The sequence below is a fragment of the Bosea sp. BIWAKO-01 genome (assembly GCF_001748145.1).
GTDB lineage: Bacteria > Pseudomonadota > Alphaproteobacteria > Rhizobiales > Beijerinckiaceae > Allobosea.
Window position 1 is genome coordinate 859634 of record NZ_BCQA01000001.1, and the last position, 21096, is coordinate 880729.

22 protein-coding genes, 1 tRNA gene and 1 pseudogene are annotated in these 21096 nt (G+C 65.2%); 8 read left to right on the plus strand and 16 right to left on the minus strand.

The window, feature by feature from the left end:
* Positions 1-254: 254 nt before the first annotated feature.
* From pheT to pheS, 4 genes are read right to left on the minus strand one after another with little or no spacing between them, the layout of a single operon-like run.
* On the minus strand, positions 255-2678 hold the full coding sequence (gene pheT, locus BIWAKO_RS03940; protein WP_069877429.1) for a phenylalanine--tRNA ligase subunit beta: 2424 nt from the start codon (positions 2676-2678) through the stop codon (positions 255-257).
* Positions 2675-3091: an ASCH domain-containing protein gene (locus BIWAKO_RS03945; RefSeq protein WP_069877430.1), complete on the minus strand. Its 417-nt coding sequence runs from the start codon at positions 3089-3091 to the stop codon at positions 2675-2677. Before BIWAKO_RS03945 ends, pheT begins: the two co-directional genes overlap by 4 nt.
* A gap of 2 nt (positions 3092-3093) precedes the next feature.
* A complete protein-coding gene (locus BIWAKO_RS03950; protein WP_084651142.1) occupies positions 3094-4281 on the minus strand; it encodes a ceramide glucosyltransferase in 1188 nt (395 codons plus the stop codon).
* A gap of 28 nt (positions 4282-4309) precedes the next feature.
* Positions 4310-5392, minus strand: a complete 1083-nt coding sequence (gene pheS / locus BIWAKO_RS03955) for a phenylalanine--tRNA ligase subunit alpha (protein ID WP_069877432.1) — start codon at positions 5390-5392, stop codon at positions 4310-4312.
* Positions 5393-5521: 129 nt separating this feature from the next.
* Here pheS and BIWAKO_RS03960 point away from each other — a divergent pair, with 129 nt between their 5' ends.
* The 4 genes and pseudogenes from BIWAKO_RS03960 to BIWAKO_RS03975 all read left to right on the plus strand — a co-directional run bounded on the left by BIWAKO_RS03960 (position 5522) and on the right by BIWAKO_RS03975 (position 7942).
* Positions 5522-5956, plus strand: coding sequence for a hypothetical protein (locus BIWAKO_RS03960; RefSeq protein ID WP_069877433.1), 435 nt, complete (start codon positions 5522-5524; stop codon positions 5954-5956).
* Between the two features lie 3 nt (positions 5957-5959).
* A complete protein-coding gene (locus BIWAKO_RS03965; RefSeq protein ID WP_069877434.1) occupies positions 5960-6475 on the plus strand; it encodes a hypothetical protein in 516 nt (171 codons plus the stop codon).
* Positions 6472-6939: pseudogene (locus tag BIWAKO_RS37285) on the plus strand (SCO family protein); the annotation flags it as partial. The gene BIWAKO_RS03965 and the pseudogene BIWAKO_RS37285, both read left to right, overlap by 4 nt.
* 241 nt (positions 6940-7180) lie before the next feature.
* Positions 7181-7942: an LOG family protein gene (locus BIWAKO_RS03975; RefSeq protein ID WP_244523353.1), complete on the plus strand. Its 762-nt coding sequence runs from the start codon at positions 7181-7183 to the stop codon at positions 7940-7942.
* A gap of 59 nt (positions 7943-8001) precedes the next feature.
* On the opposite strand, the gene rplT is transcribed toward BIWAKO_RS03975, so the two are convergent.
* From rplT to BIWAKO_RS03995, 4 genes are all read right to left on the minus strand, one after another.
* Positions 8002-8376 (minus strand): 50S ribosomal protein L20, encoded by a 375-nt coding sequence (gene rplT / locus BIWAKO_RS03980; RefSeq protein ID WP_069877436.1) that lies wholly within the window; start codon positions 8374-8376, stop codon positions 8002-8004.
* A gap of 28 nt (positions 8377-8404) precedes the next feature.
* Entirely contained in the window at positions 8405-8605 is a 201-nt protein-coding gene (gene rpmI, locus BIWAKO_RS03985) for a 50S ribosomal protein L35 (RefSeq protein WP_043233081.1), read from the minus strand.
* Positions 8606-8818: 213 nt separating this feature from the next.
* Positions 8819-9190 carry a VOC family protein gene (locus BIWAKO_RS03990; protein ID WP_141739972.1) on the minus strand — a complete coding sequence of 124 codons (372 nt, stop codon included), beginning with the start codon at positions 9188-9190 and terminating at the stop codon, positions 8819-8821.
* A 60-nt stretch (positions 9191-9250) separates the two neighbouring features.
* Positions 9251-10144, minus strand: coding sequence for a LysR family transcriptional regulator (locus BIWAKO_RS03995; RefSeq protein ID WP_069877438.1), 894 nt, complete (start codon positions 10142-10144; stop codon positions 9251-9253).
* Between the two features lie 96 nt (positions 10145-10240).
* On the opposite strand from BIWAKO_RS03995, the gene BIWAKO_RS04000 reads away from it, so the two are divergent.
* The gene (locus tag BIWAKO_RS04000; RefSeq protein WP_069877439.1) at positions 10241-11236 is read left to right on the plus strand and encodes an aldo/keto reductase; all 996 of its coding nucleotides are present in this window, start codon (positions 10241-10243) and stop codon (positions 11234-11236) included.
* Positions 11237-11383: 147 nt separating this feature from the next.
* Here BIWAKO_RS04000 and BIWAKO_RS04005 read toward each other — a convergent pair whose 3' ends face one another.
* On the minus strand, positions 11384-12607 hold the full coding sequence (locus tag BIWAKO_RS04005; protein ID WP_069877440.1) for an MFS transporter: 1224 nt from the start codon (positions 12605-12607) through the stop codon (positions 11384-11386).
* A 117-nt stretch (positions 12608-12724) separates the two neighbouring features.
* Here BIWAKO_RS04005 and BIWAKO_RS04010 point away from each other — a divergent pair, with 117 nt between their 5' ends.
* On the plus strand, positions 12725-13330 hold the full coding sequence (locus BIWAKO_RS04010; RefSeq protein WP_069877441.1) for a TetR/AcrR family transcriptional regulator: 606 nt from the start codon (positions 12725-12727) through the stop codon (positions 13328-13330).
* Positions 13331-13637: 307 nt separating this feature from the next.
* Positions 13638-13931: a GYD domain-containing protein gene (locus BIWAKO_RS04015; protein ID WP_069877442.1), complete on the plus strand. Its 294-nt coding sequence runs from the start codon at positions 13638-13640 to the stop codon at positions 13929-13931.
* 150 nt (positions 13932-14081) lie between these two features.
* Here BIWAKO_RS04015 and infC read toward each other — a convergent pair whose 3' ends face one another.
* Together infC and BIWAKO_RS04025 are read right to left on the minus strand one after the other, a co-directional pair.
* Positions 14082-14624, minus strand: a complete 543-nt coding sequence (gene infC, locus BIWAKO_RS04020) for a translation initiation factor IF-3 (RefSeq protein WP_069877443.1) — start codon at positions 14622-14624, stop codon at positions 14082-14084.
* 107 nt (positions 14625-14731) lie between these two features.
* Positions 14732-15949 carry a glycosyltransferase family 4 protein gene (locus BIWAKO_RS04025; protein ID WP_069877444.1) on the minus strand — a complete coding sequence of 406 codons (1218 nt, stop codon included), beginning with the start codon at positions 15947-15949 and terminating at the stop codon, positions 14732-14734.
* Positions 15950-16061: 112 nt separating this feature from the next.
* On the opposite strand from BIWAKO_RS04025, the gene BIWAKO_RS04030 reads away from it, so the two are divergent.
* Entirely contained in the window at positions 16062-16835 is a 774-nt protein-coding gene (locus BIWAKO_RS04030; RefSeq protein WP_069877445.1) for an alpha/beta hydrolase, read from the plus strand.
* 10 nt (positions 16836-16845) lie between these two features.
* On the opposite strand, the gene BIWAKO_RS04035 is transcribed toward BIWAKO_RS04030, so the two are convergent.
* The 5 genes from BIWAKO_RS04035 to BIWAKO_RS04055 form a co-directional block, all read right to left on the minus strand.
* Positions 16846-17112, minus strand: coding sequence for a BQ00720 family protein (locus BIWAKO_RS04035; RefSeq protein ID WP_069877446.1), 267 nt, complete (start codon positions 17110-17112; stop codon positions 16846-16848).
* Between the two features lie 97 nt (positions 17113-17209).
* Complete coding sequence (locus tag BIWAKO_RS04040; RefSeq protein WP_043233104.1) at positions 17210-17638, minus strand: Hsp20 family protein; 429 nt, start codon at positions 17636-17638, stop codon at positions 17210-17212.
* A gap of 227 nt (positions 17639-17865) precedes the next feature.
* The gene (locus BIWAKO_RS04045) at positions 17866-18222 is read right to left on the minus strand and encodes an HdeA/HdeB family chaperone (RefSeq protein ID WP_069882148.1); all 357 of its coding nucleotides are present in this window, start codon (positions 18220-18222) and stop codon (positions 17866-17868) included.
* Positions 18223-19601: 1379 nt separating this feature from the next.
* A tRNA-His gene (locus tag BIWAKO_RS04050) sits at positions 19602-19678 on the minus strand.
* A 150-nt stretch (positions 19679-19828) separates the two neighbouring features.
* The gene (locus BIWAKO_RS04055; protein WP_176733259.1) at positions 19829-21061 is read right to left on the minus strand and encodes a hypothetical protein; all 1233 of its coding nucleotides are present in this window, start codon (positions 21059-21061) and stop codon (positions 19829-19831) included.
* Between the last annotated feature and the right edge of the window lie 35 nt (positions 21062-21096).

A 21096-nucleotide genomic window follows, 5' to 3' on the forward strand; every position in this document is an offset into this window, starting at 1 on the left:
ATGGTCATACAGCCAGGGCGCATTGAAACGATCAGCAGCCGATAGCGCGATTGTTCACGGATTGCGCGGGCGGATTATTACACAATCTGGATCAATAACGCCGCACCGACCCATCGCCCCACAGCCGCCCCAGCACCCTGCCCCGGGACAGCCCGACGGCAGGCCCGCCAGATAGGCAAAAGGCGGGCGCGCCGATTGTCGCTCCCGCCTTCCAATATGTCGGCTCCGAGGAACCGGTGTTCCCGGCCTGAGGATCAGCTCCGCAGGGTCGCGCCGTAGCGCTTGGTCATCTCGGCGACGATCTTGCTGCCGACGGCATCGATCTCGACATCGGTCAGCGTCTTCTCGGCAGGCTGGAGCGTGACGGCGAGCGCCACGGATTTCTTGCCCGCCTCGACGCCCGGTCCCTCATAGAGATCGAACACCGTGACATCGCAGATCAGGCTGCGCTCGGCATTCTGCGCCGTGCGCATCATGTCACCTGCCGCGACCTTGGCATCGACGATGAAGGCGAAATCGCGCGTCAGCGGCTGGAAGCCGGAGAGGCTCAGTTTCGGCTTGACCTTGGTCGGCCTGGCCTTCGGCAAAGGCATGGCGTCGAGATGAATCTCGAAGGCAACGAGCGGCCCCTTCACGTCCAGAGCCTTGAGGATCTTGGGATGGACTTCCCCGAAGGCGCCGATGACGCCCTTCGGCCCGAACTGCAATGTCGCCGACCGTCCCGGATGAGCCCAGGCTGGGCCGCCGGCCACGACCTGCAAGCCGCCGACGGGGATTCCGAGACCGGAGAGCAGGGCCATGACGTCGGCCTTGGCATCGAAGGCATCGACAGGCTCGGCCGCACCGTCCCAATGACGGCCGACACCCTCGAGCCGCGCCGTGCCGCGGCGCAAGCCGGCGGCCGCGATCACCTGGCCTTCGGGCTCGTCGCTGAAGAAGACCTGACCGACTTCGAACAATGCGACGTCGCCGAAGCCGCGCGCCGCATTGGCCTGGGCCGAACGGATCAGCCCCGGCAGCAGCGAGGGCCGCATGTCGGAGAGATCGGCGGCGATCGGATTGGCCAGAACCAGCTTGGGCGAGCCGCCGCCGAAGAGCGTGGCCGCTTCATGCGAGATGAAGGACCAGGTCACGGCCTCGACCAGGCCACGGCTGGCAAGCAGACGCTTAGCGGCGCGGGTGCGCTTCTGCAGCACGGTGAGAACCGGCTTCAGCACCTCTGCCTTGATGCGTGGCAGCGGCGTGGAGGCAACCCGGTCGAGCCCGGCAATGCGCAGGATCTCCTCGACCAGATCGGCCTTGCCCTCGACGTCGCCGCGCCAGGACGGCGCCGCGACCTTCACCCGCTCGCCCGCACCCGAGACATGGAAACCGAGCGAGGTCAGCGCGAGCTTCATCTCGACCTGCGGCAGATCGAGCCCCGTCAGGCGCTTCACTTCCGACCACGGGAAATCGATGGCGCCGCGCGACTCCGGAAGCTCGCCCTCGAAGACCATTTCGGAGGCTTCACCGCCGCAAAGATCGATGATCATCGCTGTCGCGAGATCGAGGCCCGGCCTGCAGAAATCAGGATCGACGCCGCGCTCGAAACGATAGCGCGCATCCGATTTGATACCGAGCGCCCGGCCCGAACGGGCGATGTTGAGCGCGTCCCAGAGCGCGCTCTCGACCAGGACATCGACCGTGTTCTCGTCGCAGCCCGAAGCCTCGCCACCCATGATACCGGCGAGCGATTCGACGCCGTGCGCATCGCAGATCACCACCTGTTCCTCGCTCAGCTTGTAGGTGCGCCCGTCGAGCGCGAGAATCTCCTCGCCCGCCTTGGCCCGGCGCACAGTGAGATCTCCCCTGACCTTGGCCGCGTCGAAGACGTGAAGCGGCCGGTTGCGGTCGAAGGTCATGAAATTGGTGATGTCGACGAGCGTATTGATCGGCCGCAAGCCGATGGCGCGCAGGCGGGCCTGCAACCATTCCGGCGACGGGCCGTTCTTCACGCCGCGGATCAGGCGCAAGGCGAAAGCCGGGCAGAGCTTCTTGTCCTCGGGCGCGAAGTCGAGCGTGACCTTGACCGGGCACGGGAACGAGCCGCGCACCGGCTGGATCGACGGTGTGGTCAGCGTGCCGAGGCCTGCGGCGGCAAGATCGCGCGCGACACCGCCGACGCCGAGCGCGTCGGCCCGGTTCGGCGTGACCGCGATCTCGATCGTGGCGTCGTCGAGCTTGGCATAGGTCGCGTAGGGCATGCCGACCGGAGCATCCTCCGGCAGCTCGATGATGCCGTCATGATCCTCGGAGAGCTGGAGCTCGGCCTCGGAGACCAGCATGCCGTTCGACTCGACGCCACGAATGACGCCCTTGCCGAGGGTGATGTCCTTGCCGGGAATGTAGCTGCCAGGCGGCGAGAACACGCCCTTCATGCCGGTGCGGGCATTGGGCGCGCCGCAGACGACCTGCACGGGCTCGCCGGTGCCGGTGTCGACCAGGCAGACGCGCAGCCGGTCGGCATTCGGGTGCTGCTTGGCCTCGATCACATAGGCGATGGTGAAGGCCTGGAGCGCCTTCGCCCTGTCCTCGACGCCCTCGACCTCGAGCCCGACACGGGTCAGGGTCTCGGTGATGGTGTCGACCGTATCGGTGGTGGCGAGATGGTCTTTGAGCCAGGAGAGCGTGAATTTCATGCGTGTGCGTCCATCGGAGCGAGCACTTCCACCAGACGGAAGCGTTCGCAAATCAAGGTCATGTCGGGACTGAAGACGCCGAGGCGTCGGAAATAGGCTTCATGGGCTTGGCGCCATGAGGCCAGAGTACGGTCGTCCTCGCCTTCCTCGAAGGCGAATTCCGCATCGATCTCGTCGAACCGCCGCGTCGTCAGTTCGAGCGTCTCGATGACGCAGACAGGTCGCTTGCCGCCGTCGAGGACGATCCACATCTGGCCGACCTCCGGGCAGTCGGGATCGTCCGGCGTGTTCACCGTCGCCCGCTTGCGGCCGCTGACGACGAGGGCGGCCAGTTCGGAGGCCAGCTCCGGGCTGTCGCCAAAGGAGAAGCTCGGGCAGTCCCTGTAGCGCGCGGGGATCGTGGTCGTGCCCATGGTCACGCCGCCCCATCCCGCCGAGCCGCGACCGGCGACAGCTGGGACTGACCATCGTTCAACCGGTCCTCGCCATCGATCCGGATTTTCATCGCATTGCCGCGCCATGTCACCTCGCCCGCGACGAAGGCATAGGCCCAGATCCCCGGGAAGACGATATCGCGCACCAGGAAGGCGAAAGGCAGCCGCCACGACAGGTACCAGCCGACGCCATAGGCCAGAAGCATCTCGCCCGCGTACCAGGGCAGCAGCACGGCACATAGCGCGGCCCAGGCCGGCAACCCAAAAGCCGGCGCCGCAACAACGGCCGCCAGCACTGGCAGCAGCGGTCCCGACAGGATCTCCGGTGCGAAGAAGGGCAGGAACGTCACCCGGCGCAGCCTGGCCCAGCGGAACTGGCGCTGCACCACGTCGCGCAGGCTGCGCTCGCCCAAGGGCTGCTCGAAGGGCTGGCCGACGAGATGGACGTGCTTGCCGGCCCGGCGCACCAGCTTCGTCGCCGCAGCATCTTCGGCGATCTCCGCCCCCAACGCTGCAATGCCGCCATTAGAGTCGAGAAAGGGCTTGTTCCAGAGCATCGACTTGCCCTGCGCGAAGCCGAAGCCGAGCGCCTCGCCGGCATATTGCCAGCGCGCCTGGAAGGTATTCAGGAAGGCGCATTCGAGTTCGGCGGAAAAGCCCTGCGGGCGCGAACCGGCCGGTGTCGAGCAGACGAGCCCCGTGGTGGGCCGCCACGCCGCCAGCATCCGCTGGATATAGTCCTTCGGCATCAGCACGTTGGAATCGGCGAGAATGACCCAGTCGGTTTCCGCCGCGTCCCAGCCTTTGACGCAGTTATTGAGCTTCGGATTGGCGCTGACCGCCACATCGCCGACGATCAGCCGCACGCGATCGTCACCGAAGCGCCTGATCAGATCCTCGATCAGCGGCACGATAGGGTCGTCGCCATCGGCAACGCAGAAGATCGTCCTGTAGCGGGGGTAGTCGAGCACCAGCCCCGAGCTCAACGTCTCGCGGCTGAACGTCTCGAGACCGCGCACTGGCCGCACGATCGTGACGGCCGGGCACTGGTCGAGCAAGGCCGAGCCCAAAGCGCGGTGGCGCAGGCGGAAATAGGCGATCGCGAGGCACAGCAGGTTGAGCACGACGGCGAGCGCCGCGAACATTCCTGCTCCTGCTGCGACTGTCATCCCGCCCTCCCCTGCACGACCGGCTCCTTCACGACGTCAGGCCGCCAGTCAGGGTCGGCAGGTCAAGCGGGCGGAAACCGTAATGGGAAAGCCAGCGGATATCGGCCTCGAAGAAGGGGCGCAGGTCCGGCATGCCGTATTTCAGCATGGCGATCCGGTCGATGCCCATGCCCCAGGCGAAGCCCTGATAGACATCGGGATCGAGGCCGCAATTGCGCAGCACGTTGGGGTGCACCATGCCGCAGCCAAGGATCTCCAGCCAGTCATCGCCTTCGCCGAAGCGGATCTCGCCGCCCTTGCGCGAACACTGGATATCCACTTCGGCTGACGGTTCGGTGAAGGGGAAGAAGGAAGGGCGGAAGCGCATCTTGACGCTGTCGACCTCGAAGAACGCCTTGCAGAACTCCTCGAGCACCCATTTCATGTGGCCAAAATTGGCCTTCTTGTCGATCACCAGACCTTCGACCTGATGGAACATCGGGGTGTGGGTCTGGTCGGAATCCATACGATAGGTCCGGCCCGGGCAGACGACGCGGATCGGCGGCTCCTGCGAGATCATCGTACGCACCTGCACCGGAGAGGTGTGCGTGCGCAGCAGCTTGCGCTCGCCATTGGCGTCAGGCGCGAAGAAGAAGGTGTCGTGCATCTCCCGCGCCGGATGGCCGATGGGGAAGTTCAGCTTGGTGAAGTTGAGATCGTCGGTTTCGACATCGGGACCTTCCGCGATCGAAAAGCCCATGTCGCCGAAGATCGTGGTGATCTCGTCAATGACCTGGCTGATCGGGTGGATGCGCCCGCGCGCCTCCGGCCCCTCGCGCACCGGCAGGGAGACATCGATCCGCTCGGCAGCAAGGCGCGCGTCGAGCGCAGCCTGCCCCAACGCCTCCTTGCGCTCGGTGATGGCGCCCTGGACCTTGTCGCGCAGGCCATTGATCAGCGGGCCCTTTTCCTTACGCTCGTCCGGCGTCATCGCGCCCAGCGTCTTCAGCAGCGCGGACACAGAGCCCGACTTGCCGAGCGCGGCGATGCGCAACTGCTCGAGCGCGGCTTCGTCCTGCGCAGCGGCGATCTCACCAAGAAGTGAATCGCTGAGGGTATCGATCTCATTCATGCCTGATCTGGTCCGATTGCGAGGCATCTTCTAGGGTGTCATCTTGAGCGATGCTAGGGGCAATCGTGCTGGCAAAGCATCGCAGGCGCGACGGCAGGGCCCCCGTTTGGCCGAAATGAGCGCAGCATCATGACAATCCTGTCTCACTGGCGCGCATTGGCATTCCTGATCGTCACGCTGAGCGCCACCCCGGCAGGGGCACAGGACGGGCAGCGCGTCACGATCACCGGGGAAATCAGCGATACCTGGTGCTCGATCAGCGGCCTGATGTTCGCCAGGGGCACGGCCCACCACCAATGCGCGATCTGGTGTGCGCTTGGCGGCATCCCGGTCAGCATCCGCGACCCGGCCGGCAATCTCTATCTCATCCTCAAGATCGGCGATGACGATGAGAGCGCCGCCAATCCGCGTGTCGCGCGGATGGCCACGCATCAGGTCACAGTCGATGGCGAGCTGCTCGAGCGCGACGGCGTGAAGTACCTGCTCGTCGACCGGATCGCAGACGACAAGGGCGTGATCGACATGACCCATGAAGAACACGGCATCCAGCCGTTCGGGAACTGAGCGATGCCGATGCTGCGGCCCATGCTGGGTGTCGCCGCGCTTCTCGCCGGCTTCCCCGTGACGACTGCGCGCGCGGCCGAAGCCTGGAACATCCCGAACGAGACCGCGACAATCCTCAAGGGGCGGGTCGTCGATGCGCTCTGCCATCTCAAGGGCCGTTGCACGCCCGATTGCGGCAGCGGCAAGCGCCAGCTCGGCCTTGTCCTGGCCGACGGCACCTTCCGGCTTGTCGCGAAATCGAATGTCGACTTTGCCGGCTCGGTCAGGGACCTGATCGGTTATTGCGGCCGCGAGATCGAGGCCGATGGCCTGCTGATCGCGAACCCGGCAGTGACGGTATTCTTCGTGCAGGCGGTCCGCGAAGGCCCCTCGCAGCCCTGGATTCCAGCCGAACGCTTCAAGTCCGACTGGGAGGCCCGCAACGGCAAGGCCGCCGAATGGTGGCGGGCCGATCCTGAAGCGAACCGCATCATCGCCGAAGACGGCCCTTACGGAATCAAGGGACTTCGGCCGAAATGATCTCGCGGCGGGTCCTGCTGGCCCTTGGCGCCATCCTGCCGGCCGCAAGCGCGTTCTCGCAGCAGCCGCCTGCATCTGGTGCCAGCCCTGTCGACCCGCTCGCCACCCGGTTCGGCGGCCCTTTCACGCTCACCGACCACACCGGCAATCGCGTGAACGACACGGATTTCCGCGGGCGGTTCATGCTGGTCTATTTCGGCTTCACCCGTTGCACCGATACCTGCCCGGTCGATCTTCCGATCATCGCGCAGGCGCTCGACGCCATCGGCCCGCAGGCCGAGCGGCTCGCGCCGCTCTTCGTCACGGTCGATCCGGCCCATGACACGCCCGCCACGATGGCGGCCTATGTCACGGCCCTCCATCCACGCCTGATCGGACTGACCGGCAGCGAATCGGAGATTGCCGCGATCGCCCGCGCCTACAAGGTGCATCGCCGCAAGCTCACGCTACCGCATCATGGCGCCGCGGATTACGCCGTCGATCACGGCTCCCTCACCTATCTGATGGACCGCGAAGGGCGCTTTCTGACCCTGCTGCCGCACAATGCCGCGCGCCACGTCTCGCCGAGATCCTCAACAAGTACCTCACCTGAACAAGTGCTCGGCCTGAACAAGTCCCTGGCCTGGCGGAGCAGCCCTGCCAGCGATGCAGGCGACAGTGCCGCCGGGATGCGGCTATGCAGGTGGCATCATGGAGACAAAGATCATGCCCGACAGCCAGGCCCAGAAGAATTCCCCCTCGTACCGCCTGGCGGCGCTCGACCCCGATTTCATCCTTGGCGATTCGACACGCGGCGTGCGCTTCATGCTCGAATACCAGAAGGCCGAGGACCATTTGCGCGCGCGCGGCATCGTCTCGACCGTCGTCGTGTTCGGCTCGGCCCGCGTCCGGGAAGGAGACCGCTGGTACGAGGCGGCACGGCAATTCGCCCGCATTGCATCCGAGCGGGGCGGCGCGCTCATCGACGGTGAGAGCGGGCGCCATCATGTCATCGCCACTGGCGGCGGGCCGGGGATCATGGAGGCAGCCAATCGCGGTGCGACGGAAGCGGGTGCGCTCTCGATCGGCTTCAACATCACGCTGCCGCACGAGCAGGAGCCGAACCCGTGGTCAACGCCGGACCTGACGTTCCGCTTCCACTATTTCGCGATGCGGAAGATGCACCTGGCAATGCGCGCTGCGGCGCTCGTCGTGTTTCCCGGCGGATTCGGCACGCTCGACGAACTCTTCGAGATCATGACGCTGAAGCAGACCGGCAAGATGCCGGCCGTACCGATCGTGCTCTACGACAGCGCCTTCTGGCGTGACCTGCTCAATCTCGATGCCATGGCGACGGCAAAATTCATCCGGCCGGAAGATCTTTCGCTGTTCTGCTACGCCGATACGCCGGAGGAAGCCTACCAGCGTGTCGTCGACGGCGCGGGCCAGAACTGGACCCTTCCCGCAAACGACAGCATGCAGACCTGACAACGAAAAAGGCCGGCATCGCTGCCGGCCTTTTCCAATTCACTTCGCCGAGGCGAAACTCAGGCGGCCTTGGCTTCCGCGCTGAGGGCACCCTTCACCGTCTCGACCACGGCCGCAAAGGCGGCTGCGTCGTCGATGGCCAGCGCCGACAGCGTCTTGCGATCGAGCTCGATACCGGCCTTGGCGAGACCGCCAATGAAGACCGAGTACGTCAAGTCATGCTCACGCACCGCAGCGTTGAGGCGCTGGATCCAGAGCGCGCGGAACGAGCGCTTCCGGTTCTTGCGGTCGCGATAGGCATACTGCATGGACCGATCGACGGCCGCCTTGGCAGCGCGGATCGTATTCTTGCGGCGGCCATAGAAACCCTTGGCGGCCTTGAGTGTCTTCTTGTGCTTGGCGTGGGACGTTACGCCCCGTTTCACGCGAGCCATGTGTGATCTCCGGAAAGGTTAGAGGGCGTCAGCCGTTCGGCAGGAAGTATTTTTTCACGTTGGCGGCATCGCCCTCGAAGAGGGTTGCCGTGCCGCGGTGATTGCGGATCTGCTTGTTGGTCCGCTTGATCATGCCGTGACGCTTGCCGGCCTGGGCGTAGAGCACCTTGCCGGTTCCGGTGATCTTGAAGCGCTTTTTGGCGCTCGACTTCGTCTTGATCTTGGGCATTTGAGCTCCTCAATGGTCGCGGACGCGCGAGATGCGCCGCTTCGATTTTGCTTGCTGGAAGCAAAGTACGACCGCCACGGCAGCCCTTATCAGCCGGGCGATCGAAGGGCGCGCATATGACAGAAAAGCCCGGGGCTGGCAAGTGCAGGCGCTGCTCATGCCGAAAAGGCCGCATGGCGAACCGGAGCGGGTCCGGCTCCTTCCATATCCTGATCAGCCCGGCTTTCCGGCGCGAGGCCCTCTGATCCCGATGCAATTGCCCCAGGGATCGCGAACCTGGCACATCCACAGATCACCGTCGATGGCCAGCGGCCCACGATAAAGTACCGCTCCGACCGCCTGCAAATGGGCAAGCGTTCGCTCGAAATCCTCCACCCGCCAATAGACGATCGAGCCCGCCGCGCCGCTGGGCACCTTCGTGTCGGCCGGAACGATTTCAAGTTGCGTCTCGCCAATCTGCAGAAAGGCGAATCCCGAAGGCTGGCTTGTCGCCGGAACGGCCCGGGGAAATGCGCTGCGATACCAAGCGAGCCCCGCGACCACGTCCGAGACGTGAACCAGAACGGCCGAAATAGAACCCGTCACGGAAATCCTCGTGGTCATGATCTGAGGGGAGCCGAACGGGCCCGGACGCGCGCGGCAGCGCTACCCCTTATCAGCCCGGAAGAAGTCGATGAAAGCCCGCAGCGCCGGACGCATCTGCCGGCGGCTCGGATAATACACGTAGAATCCGTCGAATGGCGGACACCAATCCTCCAGAACAGGCACCAGCCTGCCCTGCCCGAGCCCATCGCGGACATAGTCATCGAAGAGGAATGCGATGCCGGCACCATCGAGTGCGGCCTGGAGGACGAGCCGGTCATCGCCCAGGATCAGCGGCCCCGTGACTTCGGGTTCGACGACGAGACCATCCTTCTCGAACTCCCAGCGATAGATCACGCCGCTTTCGAAGCGGAAGCGGATGCAGCGATGCCCGGCCAGGTCGTGCGGCGTCAGCGGCATGTCCCGCCCGGCGAAATAGGACGGGGCCGCAACCGCGACGCCACGCATGGGCGGCCCGATGCGAATGGCGATCATGTCGCGCTGCAGGCTCTCGCCGAGCCGGATCCCGGCATCGAACCCGCCCGCGACGACGTCGGCGAACCTGTCGTCAATGACGATTTCGAGCACGATGTCCGGATAGGCGGCGGCAAAGGCGCCGAGCTTCGGCGCCAGCACAAGATGAGCGGCGGTGCGCGGCACGGTGAGACGAAGATTGCCGGCGGGCTCGTCGCGCGAGGAAGTCGCCACGTCCAGTGCCAGGGCGATCTCCGACATCGCCGGCAGCAGCCGTTCCAGAAGCTGCGCCCCGGCCTCGGTGGGGGCGACGCTGCGTGTGCTGCGCGCCAGCAAGCGCACGCCGAGCCGGCTCTCCAGCAGCGACACGGCATGGCTGACGGCGGACGGCGCAATGCCGAGCTCGCGGGCCGCGCCACGGAACCCCCGATTGCGGGCGACTGCCGCGAGGACGGCGAGATGCGGGAGATCGGCGCGGTTCATTGATCTGTTTTATCGAACAGGCCGTGCTTTCTCCAGGCGATTATCGATCATTGGCGCAAGCCTCATCTGTATCGGATCACAGCAGAGGAGCCCGTGATGCAAACCCGCAAGCTTGGTCAAGAACTCGAAGTCTTCCCCGTCGGCCTCGGCTGCATGGGCATGACCTTCGCCTATGGCGGCCAGGAAGAGAGCGCCGCGATCACCACCCTGCGGCGCGCCGTCGATATCGGAGTGACCCTCTTCGACACCGCCGAAGTCTATGGCCCATTCGAGAACGAAGTCCTGCTGGGCAAGGCGCTCAGGCCTGTGCGCGACCAGGTGGTGATCGCCACGAAGTTTGGGTTCAGGATTCTCGAAGAGGGTAAGGGACCGGAGCGCATGGCGGGGCTCGACAGCCGGCCGGAACATCTGAAGGCCGTGGCGGAAGCTTCGCTCAAGCGGCTCGGGGTCGACGTGATCGATCTCTATTATCAGCACCGCGTTGACCCGAATGTGCCGATCGAGGATACAATCGGCGCCATGGCCGACCTTGTGCGCGAGGGCAAAGTCCGAGCGCTCGGCCTGTCCGAGGCCAATGCCTCGACGATCCGCCGTGCGCACGCGGTGCATCCGATCGCGGCGGTCCAGAGCGAATACTCGTTGTGGAGCCGCGAGCCCGAAGACAGCGTGCTCGCCGCCTGCCGCGAGCTTGGAATCGGATTCGTGCCCTACAGCCCACTCGGTCGCGGCTTGCTCACCGGCAAGATCCGGACACTCGACGAGCTAGGCAGCGACGACTGGCGCCGGACCCTGCCACGCTTCCAGGCCGAGGCGCTGGAAGCCAATGCGGCGCTCGTCGAACGGCTGGAACGGCTGGCGGCGAGCAAGAACGTCACCGCCGCGCAGCTTGCGCTGGCCTGGGTGCTGCATCAGGGGGACTTCATCGTGCCGATCCCCGGCGCGCGCAAGATGACCCATCTGGAGCAGAACAGGGCGGCAGCCGACATCGTCCTGACCTCCGACGAAGCGGCGGCCATTGGCGAAGCGCTCACGCCGGCCGATGTGGCAGGGAAACGCTACACCGACGCCGCGCTCGCCCTGGTCGACGGCTAGCCGCGTCGGGCATCGTTCAGGAGGCGCGCTCTGCGCGCCTCCCTCTTTCACCAGCGCTCACGCAGGCCAAAGATGGCGGGCCCCGCGGATCGGATGCTCCGGCGCAACTGCGATGATGCGAAGGCTCTGCCCTGTCGTCGCTCTGACCTAAGGGCCGGTGCAGGCTGCAACCTCACGCAGGACGGGCTGCGGCTTCTCGCCGTGCAGGCGGCGATAACCAAGCAGGGCCGTCGCGAGGGCAACGCCGCCAGCGGCGACCGAAATCCAGAAGCCGCTGCGCGCGCCAAATCCGTCGATTACCCAGCCTGAGGCGGAAGAGCCGACCGCCATGCCGATACCGATGCCGGTCATGGCCCAGGTGATGCCCTCGGTCAGTTTCGCGGCCGGGACGAGGCGCTCGATCAGGCCGATCGAGACAATGATCGTCGGCGAAACGGCAGCGCCGGCCAGGAACACCACGACGGCAAGGCTGCCAATGCTGTTGACGGCGAGCAGAGGCAGCGTGGTCACGGCTGCAAGCGCAATCGCAATCAGCAACTGGCTGGCCAGCGACATCCGCAGCTTGAGCGCGCCGAACACGATCCCCGTGACCAGCGATCCCGCGGCATAGCTCGCAAGGACGAAACTGGCGGCGGCCTTATTCCCTTGCGCCTCGGCGAAGGCGACGGCGGTGACCTCGGCCGTTCCGAAGATCGTGCCGATCGCAATCAGGATGAAGGCGATGATCCGCACCGACGCGAGGCGAATGACCGAGGCACCGCCACTCGCCCCCTGCGGATGCACGGGCGGTTCGGATGCACGCTGCGCGACGAACAGCGCAGTTCCGACGGTCAGCAGCAGCGTCGCGGCGAGCGGCCCGGCCTCTGGAAAGAAGGATACGCTCAGCCCGATCGCGATGACCGGCCCGGTCATGTAGATGACCTCGTCGACGACCGACTCGAAGGCGAAGGCGGTCCGCAGCTTCGGCGTATCGCGATAGAGCTCGGTCCAGCGCGCCCTGACCATCGCCGATATGCTCGGCATCGTTCCAGACAGCATGGCGAAGACGAAAAGGGCCCAGACGGGCGCTTCGTAACGGGTCGACAGCATCAGTCCCGAGAGCGCTGCAATCGCTGCGAGTGTTGCGGGAATGAGCAGCCGACGCTGCCCGTAGCGATCGACCAGCCTGGAGAGCTGAGGCGCGATCAGCGCGTTGGACAAGGCGAAGGTCGCCGCGACCGCCCCTGCCAGCCAGTATTCGCCGCGCGCCTGGGACAGCATGGTGACGACGCCGAGCGTGACCATCGAGACCGGCATGCGCGCGATGAAGCTCGTCGCCGAGAACGCGATGGCGCCTGGAGCCCTGAATATCTCGCGATAGGGGTTGGCCATGACGGGCCTCTTTCCAGAAGTTGCTGTACCACTTACATACGAAGCGTATGCAAATGAAGTAGGAGCCGACCCGGCCCGTATCAATTGACATACGCCGCGTATGCGAAAGGAATATGGATGGCTCGCAGACCACGCACGGAGATGATCGCCGAGACGCGGGCCAAGCTCCTCGGCGCGGCGCGCCGTGCCTTCGGTACCGTGGGCTATGCCGACGCCTCGATGGATGAACTGACCGCCGCCGTCGGACTGACACGCGGGGCGCTCTACCATCACTTCGGTGACAAGAAAGGCCTGCTCAGGGCCGTGATCGCCGAAATCGATGACGAAATGAACGAGCGCCTTCGCATCGTTTCCACCAGTGCAGCAGATGCATGGACCGGTTTCCGCGACGAGTGCACCGCCTATATCGAGATGGCGCTCGAGTCGGAGATTCAGCGCATCGTCCTGCGCGATGGGCCAGCCGTTCTCGGCGATCCCTGGAACTGGCCAACGCAGAGCGCCTGCATCCGTTCGATGACGGCCAGCCTCGAGACGCTTGTCGCGGACAGGATCCTGCTCGCGATCGAACCCGAGGCGGCCGCCCGCCTCATCGCCGGGGCGACGCAGCATGCGGCACAATGGATCGCCCATGCCGAGAACCCGCAGGCCGCCTCGCACCGGGCGATCGCGGCCTTCAATGCCATGCTGGACGGATTGCTGCTTCACCCTGCCGGGAGTGGTTGAGGGGGCGCCCGCCGGCGCCTCGCCCGGCACGCGCCACAGCCGGCCGCAACGTCCGGCAGCGCCGCTGACGGTCATGTTGCAGCATCGGCTGTCCCGAAAACCGCAATCCACTTTTCGGGCCGATGATTTTGCCTTCCTTGCATCGGCTTTCCCGAAAACCGCAATCCACTTTTCGGGCCGATGCTCTAGACTGGCACCAGAGGCCCGGCGGATGGCGCAACATCCCGTCCTAGACCGAGCGGCGACGATCGGGCCGCCGCAGTGACGCTTCCGACGCATGGGCCGGGCCCAGCCAGGGAGAAGCGTGATGACGACCTATATCCTGCTGACCAACTGGACCGACCAGGGCGCACGCAACGTCAAGGCCTCGCCCACCCGCCTCGACACGGCCAGGAAGCTGCTGCGCGACATGGGCGGCGACTTCAAGGCCTTCTTCATGACGATGGGGAAATACGACATGGTCATCGTCTGCGAGGCGCCAGACGATGCCGTGCTGGCGCGCTTCTGCCTGCAACTGGCAATGCAGGGCAATGTGAGAACGCAAACGCTCAAGGCATTTCCGGAAGCCGCCTATCGCGAGATCATTCGCTCCGTCAGCTAGCCTTCTGTGGTCGCATCGGCTTTCCCGACAACCGCAATCCACCCTTCGGGCCGATGCTTAGGACGCAGCAGGGTTCAAACGAGACAAGGCCCAGCCGAAGCGGCCGGGCCTTGTCTCAACCTGATTCCGAGACGGGGCGCTCCAGGCGACCTATTTTGGCGCCAGGACCATCACCATCTGGCGACCTTCGAGCTGCCAGTCGCTCTCGACCTTGGCAACATCGACAAGATCAGCCTTGACCCGCTCGAGCACCTTCACGCCGAGGTCCTGGTGCGCCATTTCGCGGCCGCGGAAGCGCAGGGTCACCTTGACCTTGTCGCCCTCCTCGAAGAAGCCGTGCATGGCCTTCATCTTGACGTCGTAGTCGTGCTTGTCGATGCCCGGCCGGAGCTTGATCTCCTTGATCTCGATGGTGCGCTGCTTCTTGCGCGCCTCGGCGGCCTTTTTCTGCTCCAGAAAGCGGAAGCGGCCGTAGTCGAGAATCTTGCAGACCGGAGGCACTGAATTGGGGGCGATCTCGACCAGGTCGAGACCGGCATCCTCGGCAATCTTCAGGGCCTCGAAGAACGACACAACGCCACGGTTGGCGCCGGTATCGTCAATGAGCTGAACCTCACGGACACCGCGGATGTCGCGGTTGGAACGCGGGCCGTCTTTGGTCGGGGTTGGGGCAGCGCGGAACGGACGGCGAATGGCTGTATTCTCCTATGAATGGTGCTGTCGGCACCGTTGATCAGACACATTGCATAAAGTCGGGCATTGTCAATGCAAACACGGCAACACCCGCTCAAGTACAGAGCCTAGCGCCCAAGCAAGGCGCAATAGACGTCGAGGGTTTCGCTGACCATGTTCTCGAGCGAAAAGTGCTGTTCGACATGGAGGCGGGCCCGGCGGGCCAGCGCATCGCGCGCCGAGGGGCGCAGCGCCAGCGCCTCCTTGAGGCCCGCGGCCAGTGCAGATGCATCGCCCGGCGGCACGCGCCAGCCCGTGCGCTCGCCGGGAGCCGTCTGCGGCGGGGCGAGCACGGTTTCGGGAACTGCTCCGAGATCGGAGACAACAACCGGAATGCCCATCGCTTGCGCCTCGACCGCAACGCGGCCGAAGGCCTCCGGCTCGGTCGAGGGCACGGTGACGACCGCCGCCGCGAGCAGGGCCGCCGGCATGTCGGTGCAATGGCCGACGCGCTTGACCTGTTCTTCGAGCCCGGCCTTGGCGATGGCCTGGTCGAGCTCCCTGACATAGCCATCACGGCCCTGATGGTCGCCGGCGAAGATGAAGGCGGTATCGTTATCGCCGCCCTCGCGCAGAAGGCGAGCCGCCTCGATCAGAACACGGTGGCCCTTCCAGCCGGTCAGTCGTCCCGGCAAGAGCACGATGCGTTGATGCGGCTCGACGCCCCAGGCGCGACGCAGGGCCTGGACTCGCTCCGGCCCGACCGCGGACGGCGCGAAGGCCGAGAAATTGGTGCCGCGATGGACGACACGGATGCGGTCACGTGCAAAGCCGTGCTTCGCCAGGATCAGGTCGGCCGTGTAGCGGGAATTGGCGATGACCACGTCGCCGCGCGCCATGACCGAATTATACTGCGTCTTCACCGCCGAGCGGCTGGCATAGGAGCCATGATAGGTGGTGACGAAGGGCAGCTTGAGCGCGCGCGCCGCGGCAAGCGCAACCCAGGCCGGCGCACGCGAACGGGCGTGAATCAACTCGACGCGCTCCCGTCGGCAGAGCAGCACGAGCTTGCGGACATTGAGCGCCATCGTGACCGGGTTCTTCGAAGCAGCCGGGAACGGCAGCCAGACGCCGCCCTTCGCCTGCAGCTCGGCGACAAGGCGGCCGCCTTCTGTCGCGACGAGCGCGCGTGCGCCAGCTTCGGTCAGCCCCTGGGCAATATCGACCGTCGTACGCTCGGCCCCACCCGCCTCGAGATCGGGGATGATCTGCAGGATGGTCCGCCCGCTCAGGGGATGATTATCCGTCGAAGGCAGCGAGGGATGCGCGCCTGACCGCAAGGACATGTTCACCGTTTCAAAAATTCTCTCGGATCGGAGGCGCACAGTATGACAACGCACAGGGCCGATCCCAGCCTATAATGCCCTGACAGGACAGATTCGTCACAGGAGATTTCAGGTGGAGCAGCCTGCCCCGCAATGGCTTGATGTCGGTAATGGCGCGGACGGCCGCCGCATCGCCTTTCTGGAGCAGCCGGGAACGGGACGTCCCGTGGTCTGGCTCGGCGGCTTTCGCTCCGACATGCGGGCGACCAAGGCTGACGCACTCGCGCAATGGGCAAGCGGCAGCGGACGCGCCTTCCTGCGCTTCGACTATTCCGGACATGGCGAGACCGGTGGCGATTTCAGCCGCTGGACCTTGTCGCATTGGCTGGAGGACACGCTCGCCGTCATTGCCGCGCGCTGCGAGGCGCCGCCGGTCCTGGTCGGCTCGTCGATGGGAGGCTGGATTGCGCTGCTCGCCGCCCGGAGACTGCGCGGCACCGCTCTTGCTCCCGCCGGCATGGTGTTGATCGCGCCCGCCGTGGATTTCTCCGAAGAGCTGATGTGGGCGCAGATGCCGACAGCGATTCGCGAGACGATCCTGCGCGACGGGGTCTGGCAACGCCCATCCGCCTATTCGCCGGAGCCCACGCCGATCACGCGAGCGCTGATCGAGGACGGCCGCAGCCATCTCCTCTTCGGCGGCGAGATCAGGACGGGTTGCCCCGTCCATATCCTTCAGGGAATGCAGGACCCCGACGTGCCCTGGCAGCATGCGATCAAGCTGGTGGAACACCTGAGCGGCGATCCGGTGACGCTGACCTTGATCAAGGACGGCGATCACCGGCTCTCGACGCCGCTCGACATTGCGAAACTGCAGGCTGCGGTGGCGGAGATCGCCACCGCCTGACGCTCGCAGTTCAATGCACGCTGACCATCCGCAGGTCGTGTTCCCAGGCATTGGCGGTCGCGGCTTCCCGGGAATCGGTGACCAGGATCGGCGCACCATCGGCGGAGAGCAGCGCGAAGAGCTTGAGGCCCGGCTGGATTTCCGGAGCCTGCGGAAAGATCCGCAGCAGCTCCTCGGAACTCATCGGCTTGAGATAGGCGACTTCGCCTGTGCCAAGCGCAGCGAATTCTGCCTGGGTCAGTGGCGGCGTACGAATAACAGTGTTTTCTTCAGTCATCGCGCCCTCCTTTGAGCAGTGCGAATGGCGGTTCTTATGTTGATCACCAGATCATGAACGAAAGCACAACCGCGAAGCCTTCGTTCCGACCTTGGGCTCAATCGCGACTGATAATATCAATACGCCTGATGAGCCGCTCTGGTTCCGGCCTGACCAAATCAATGGCTAGCAGGCCATTCGACAAATCCGCCCCGAGAACCTGCATTCCGTCAGCCAGCAGAAAGGAGCGTTGAAACTGACGCGCCGCGATGCCGCGATGCAGGAACTGCCTGCTCTTGTCGTCGCTCTGTCGGCCACGAATGGTGAGCTGGTTCTCTTCCAGCGTGATCTCAAGCTGGTCTCGCGAGAACCCCGCCACGGCAAGCGTGATCCGGAGACGATCCGGCTCATCCTCCGTGCGCGGCATCCGCTCGATATTATAGGGAGGATATCCCTCGCTTGCGCCTTTCGCGACCCGGTCCAGCGCGCGTTCGATATCATCGAACCCAAGCAGGAAAGGATGGGACAGGCTCGGCGTACGCGTCATGCAGAAGCCCTCGAAAGGCGCCTCGTCTCTCGATCGGAGCCCGCTGGCGCAGCACTCCGCAGGCGGAAGGCGAAGCCCTTCCGCTTGATATTGATATGGCAATCGCCAGCAACGGGTTCAAGACCGTCGAAAGCTCAGCCCACAAGCGCAGCGTCGACAGGCCGTCATTTCACGAAACCGCGACGCCGCGCGCAGACGGTCAGGGGCGCCGATCCGCCCCTTGCGCGTCATTTGGCGAGGACAATGCCACGCTCCTTGCGCATCTTGTCGAAGACCAGGCCGATCGCCTTGATGACCGTCACCTTCGGGTTGGCCTTGCAGTAGACAATGGTCTCATGCTCGGCCTCCCTGGCCCGCGCGATGTTGATGAAGTGCTTTTTGCCAAGACCATTGTACCAGCCGCTATACCAGGTCGTCAGCAGATCGGCGTCTTCCTGGAAAGTACCGGCCAGCTGACCGCAGGTCAGTTTCTGGACATCGATGTAACCGTTCGCGTCGGCGTAGGTTTTCAACTCAACCTGTGCATTCGCACCGGATGTGGCGAAGGCGATGAAAGCTGCGGTCGCAAAGGCGTGGCTGCGCATGGTTCGCTCCTTCATTGTCCAGAGAGTGAGAATGGGCGTGATGCCAGACTAGACCGTGGATCGCTCGCCAGCAGGGACCTTCGATTTCAGTATCCGCCCGTCCTTATTTTTGAATGGCTCAGATGACCGCAAAGGCGGCTTGTTGTCGTGCCCGCGAGCAAGCCCAAGACGTCGCATTTTTGGCGTGGATCAGCGACCTCGCAACATTGGCCTGATCGATTTCAGTTGCACAAGTCGTATTCAAGGTGGAGGGAACTTCAGGTCAGTAGTCAGAGGTGCGGACATCCAGACTTGGGCGACCCGTTTTCAATCCGGAAGCGGAGAACGAACGGGCGACGTCGTTTCCTCCTTCGATTGGCGCGTCCCGGCTCAGCCTGCGTGTCCCTGGAGACCTCTGTCGCAGTGGCGAACGAGCGCAGCCCTCCGCTCTCTTTGAGCTGCCGCTGAAATCCAGAGGCGCGGCGGCTCAACGATCGCGGAGGGTGGCGCAGGCTCTCTGGGACAGGATGAGGCGCTATCGGCGAACGCCGACTCTGTTGACCCCACCATTGCGATTTCCCGGACGAGGCGCTGTCACGGCACCAAGCCCGACGGGCCGAGCCGCGAGACGTACGCCGGGCCGCACGACGCACCCGGCGGGATAACCGACATAACTGCAATAAACGACAGCATTTGCGACTTCCGTTGTCGCGGCAAGACCAGTGAAGCCGATTCCGACCGTCGCCATTGCGAAAACCGCAAGTTTAATTTTTGTCATTTCAGGTCCCCGGGACGTTGAAAACAACAAGCGCGGGGAACGATAACATTACGCCTCTTTCGACGGAAGGACCGGTGACATCACGAACACGACCGACATCTGATACAAGGACGGCTTCCCGCACCCGGAATGCTGCGCCGGCGAACTGCCACCGCAACGCGCGTCGCCACTCTGTTTGGCGCGCGCCGCCCCAGGGTGGAATAGCCGATGCTGACGGCGAGTCGGCCTCGCCTCGATGCCACAGCATGTCACGCCGCTGGCAGGCACCGATGCCCTGCCCGGCGACGCGCCCGTGTCGTGCCGACCGTGCCGAACCCCAGACAGGCGTGCGGACGTTGATGGCGCCCCAAACACCCGAAGGCCCGCATCGGCCGCTGGGCAGCCCCCCCCCCGGAGGCGCTGCGCCCTATCCTGCGATGGACTAAGCCGCGCCAGGTCGCCTCTACGATGGAGCTATCTTCGCCGCCTCATCAGAACGGCACTACCCCGAATCGCGGCTACTTCGAAGGGGAGCCCGGGAGCCCAGGCGTCGGGCCGCTCAAATCCGCGCGGAGCCCGAACAGGCGAGGCCTGTCCAACGGACCCGCCTCCGACACGATCGATGATTTTCAACGGGGAGGAATGGTACAGCCACCCCGGCTTGAACGGGGGACCTCTAGATCCACAATCTAGCGCTCTAACCAACTGAGCTATGGCTGCACGGCACTCTCGGCGCCTTTCGGGCGCCCTGCCAGACCGCGCAACGATGCGAACTGGCCGGCGGCGCGGAACCTAGTGCCGTCGCGGCGCGATTGCAACCGCCGAAATGCACCGCACCACACGAAATCCAGCGCGCCGTCGTTTACCCCTTCAATCCCGCCGCAAAACGGCCTGCGCAGTGCGTGCCAGATCCGTCACATGGGCGGAATAGGCCTCATAGCCGCGGCGCAGCGCCTCGGCGTGAATCACCACGGCATCGGCGGGATTGTCTGTCCTGGCGAGGGTCTCCGCCTCGTTCAATGCCGCCTTCAGTTCGGTACAGGCATGGTCGAGAACCTTTGCCTGCAGCGCGCCGACCACGCGTGCGGCAGCGAGCATCTGAGCCAGCCAGGTCGAAGCTGTCAGCGTCGCAAATTCCGGTGGACGCGAAAGCGGCGATACAGCGGCCGTGACGGGCCGCGCCGCGCTGGCAAGCTTGCGAACGTCTGCAGAGACGGTCGCCGTCGCCTTCTTCACAACTTCCGTGCCGGTCTTCACGGCGGCGGCGCCAACGTCTGCGGCCGATTTGAGGATAGCGGCCGGCTGGCTGGTGACCGCAGGCGAAACCGCCTTGGCCGCGGCAGCCGGCTTTCTGGTCACCTGCTTTGCGACGCGAACCTTGGTCGACGGCTTGGCCTTGGCCGCAGCCACCGCAGGCTGGCGCGCCACCGCGGGCTGCGCGGCGGGCGCGACTGGCGCCGAGACAGGGGCAGCGGCGACCTTGGCGGGTGGCGCTACGCTCGCAACCACGGCTGGCGCGGCCAAAGACTTGACGGCGCCCTTCGGCGGTTCGACCGGCTTGGTCACGGCCGCCGACGGCACAACAGCGCCGAGGATGGCGGCGACCTTGGCGGGCGGTGCAGCGCTCGCGGCCAGGACTGGTGCGGTCACGGCCGCCGGCGGCACGGAGGCGGCAGGGACAGCGGCGACCTTGGCGGGCGGCACGGCGCTCGCGGCCTGGACCGGCGCGACGGGCGGCTTGGCGGCGTCCTTCAGCGGCTCGACCGGCTTGGCCACGACAGCAGCCGCCGGCGGTACGGCGACAACGGGACCTGCCGGCTTGGCGACGACGGGCGCGGGTGCCGGCTTGAGCGGCGCAACCGCGACGGGTTCCGCAGGCGCTGGAGCGGGATTGGCAGGAGCGGGATTGGCAGGAGCGGAAACTGGAGCTGGGACCGCTGCAGCAGCGGAAGCAGCAGGAGGCGCACCGGGGACCGGGCCGGTCGCGGCCGGGATTGCTGGCGTGACCTTCGAATCGGTCGGCGCGTCGCTCGAGAGGGCCTTGACGGAAGCGAGACTGATCGGAGCCTTGGACCCGATCTTTGGCGGAACAGGCTTAGCCATCGTCATTCTCCTTCAGCGAGCTAACGGGTGGCGCC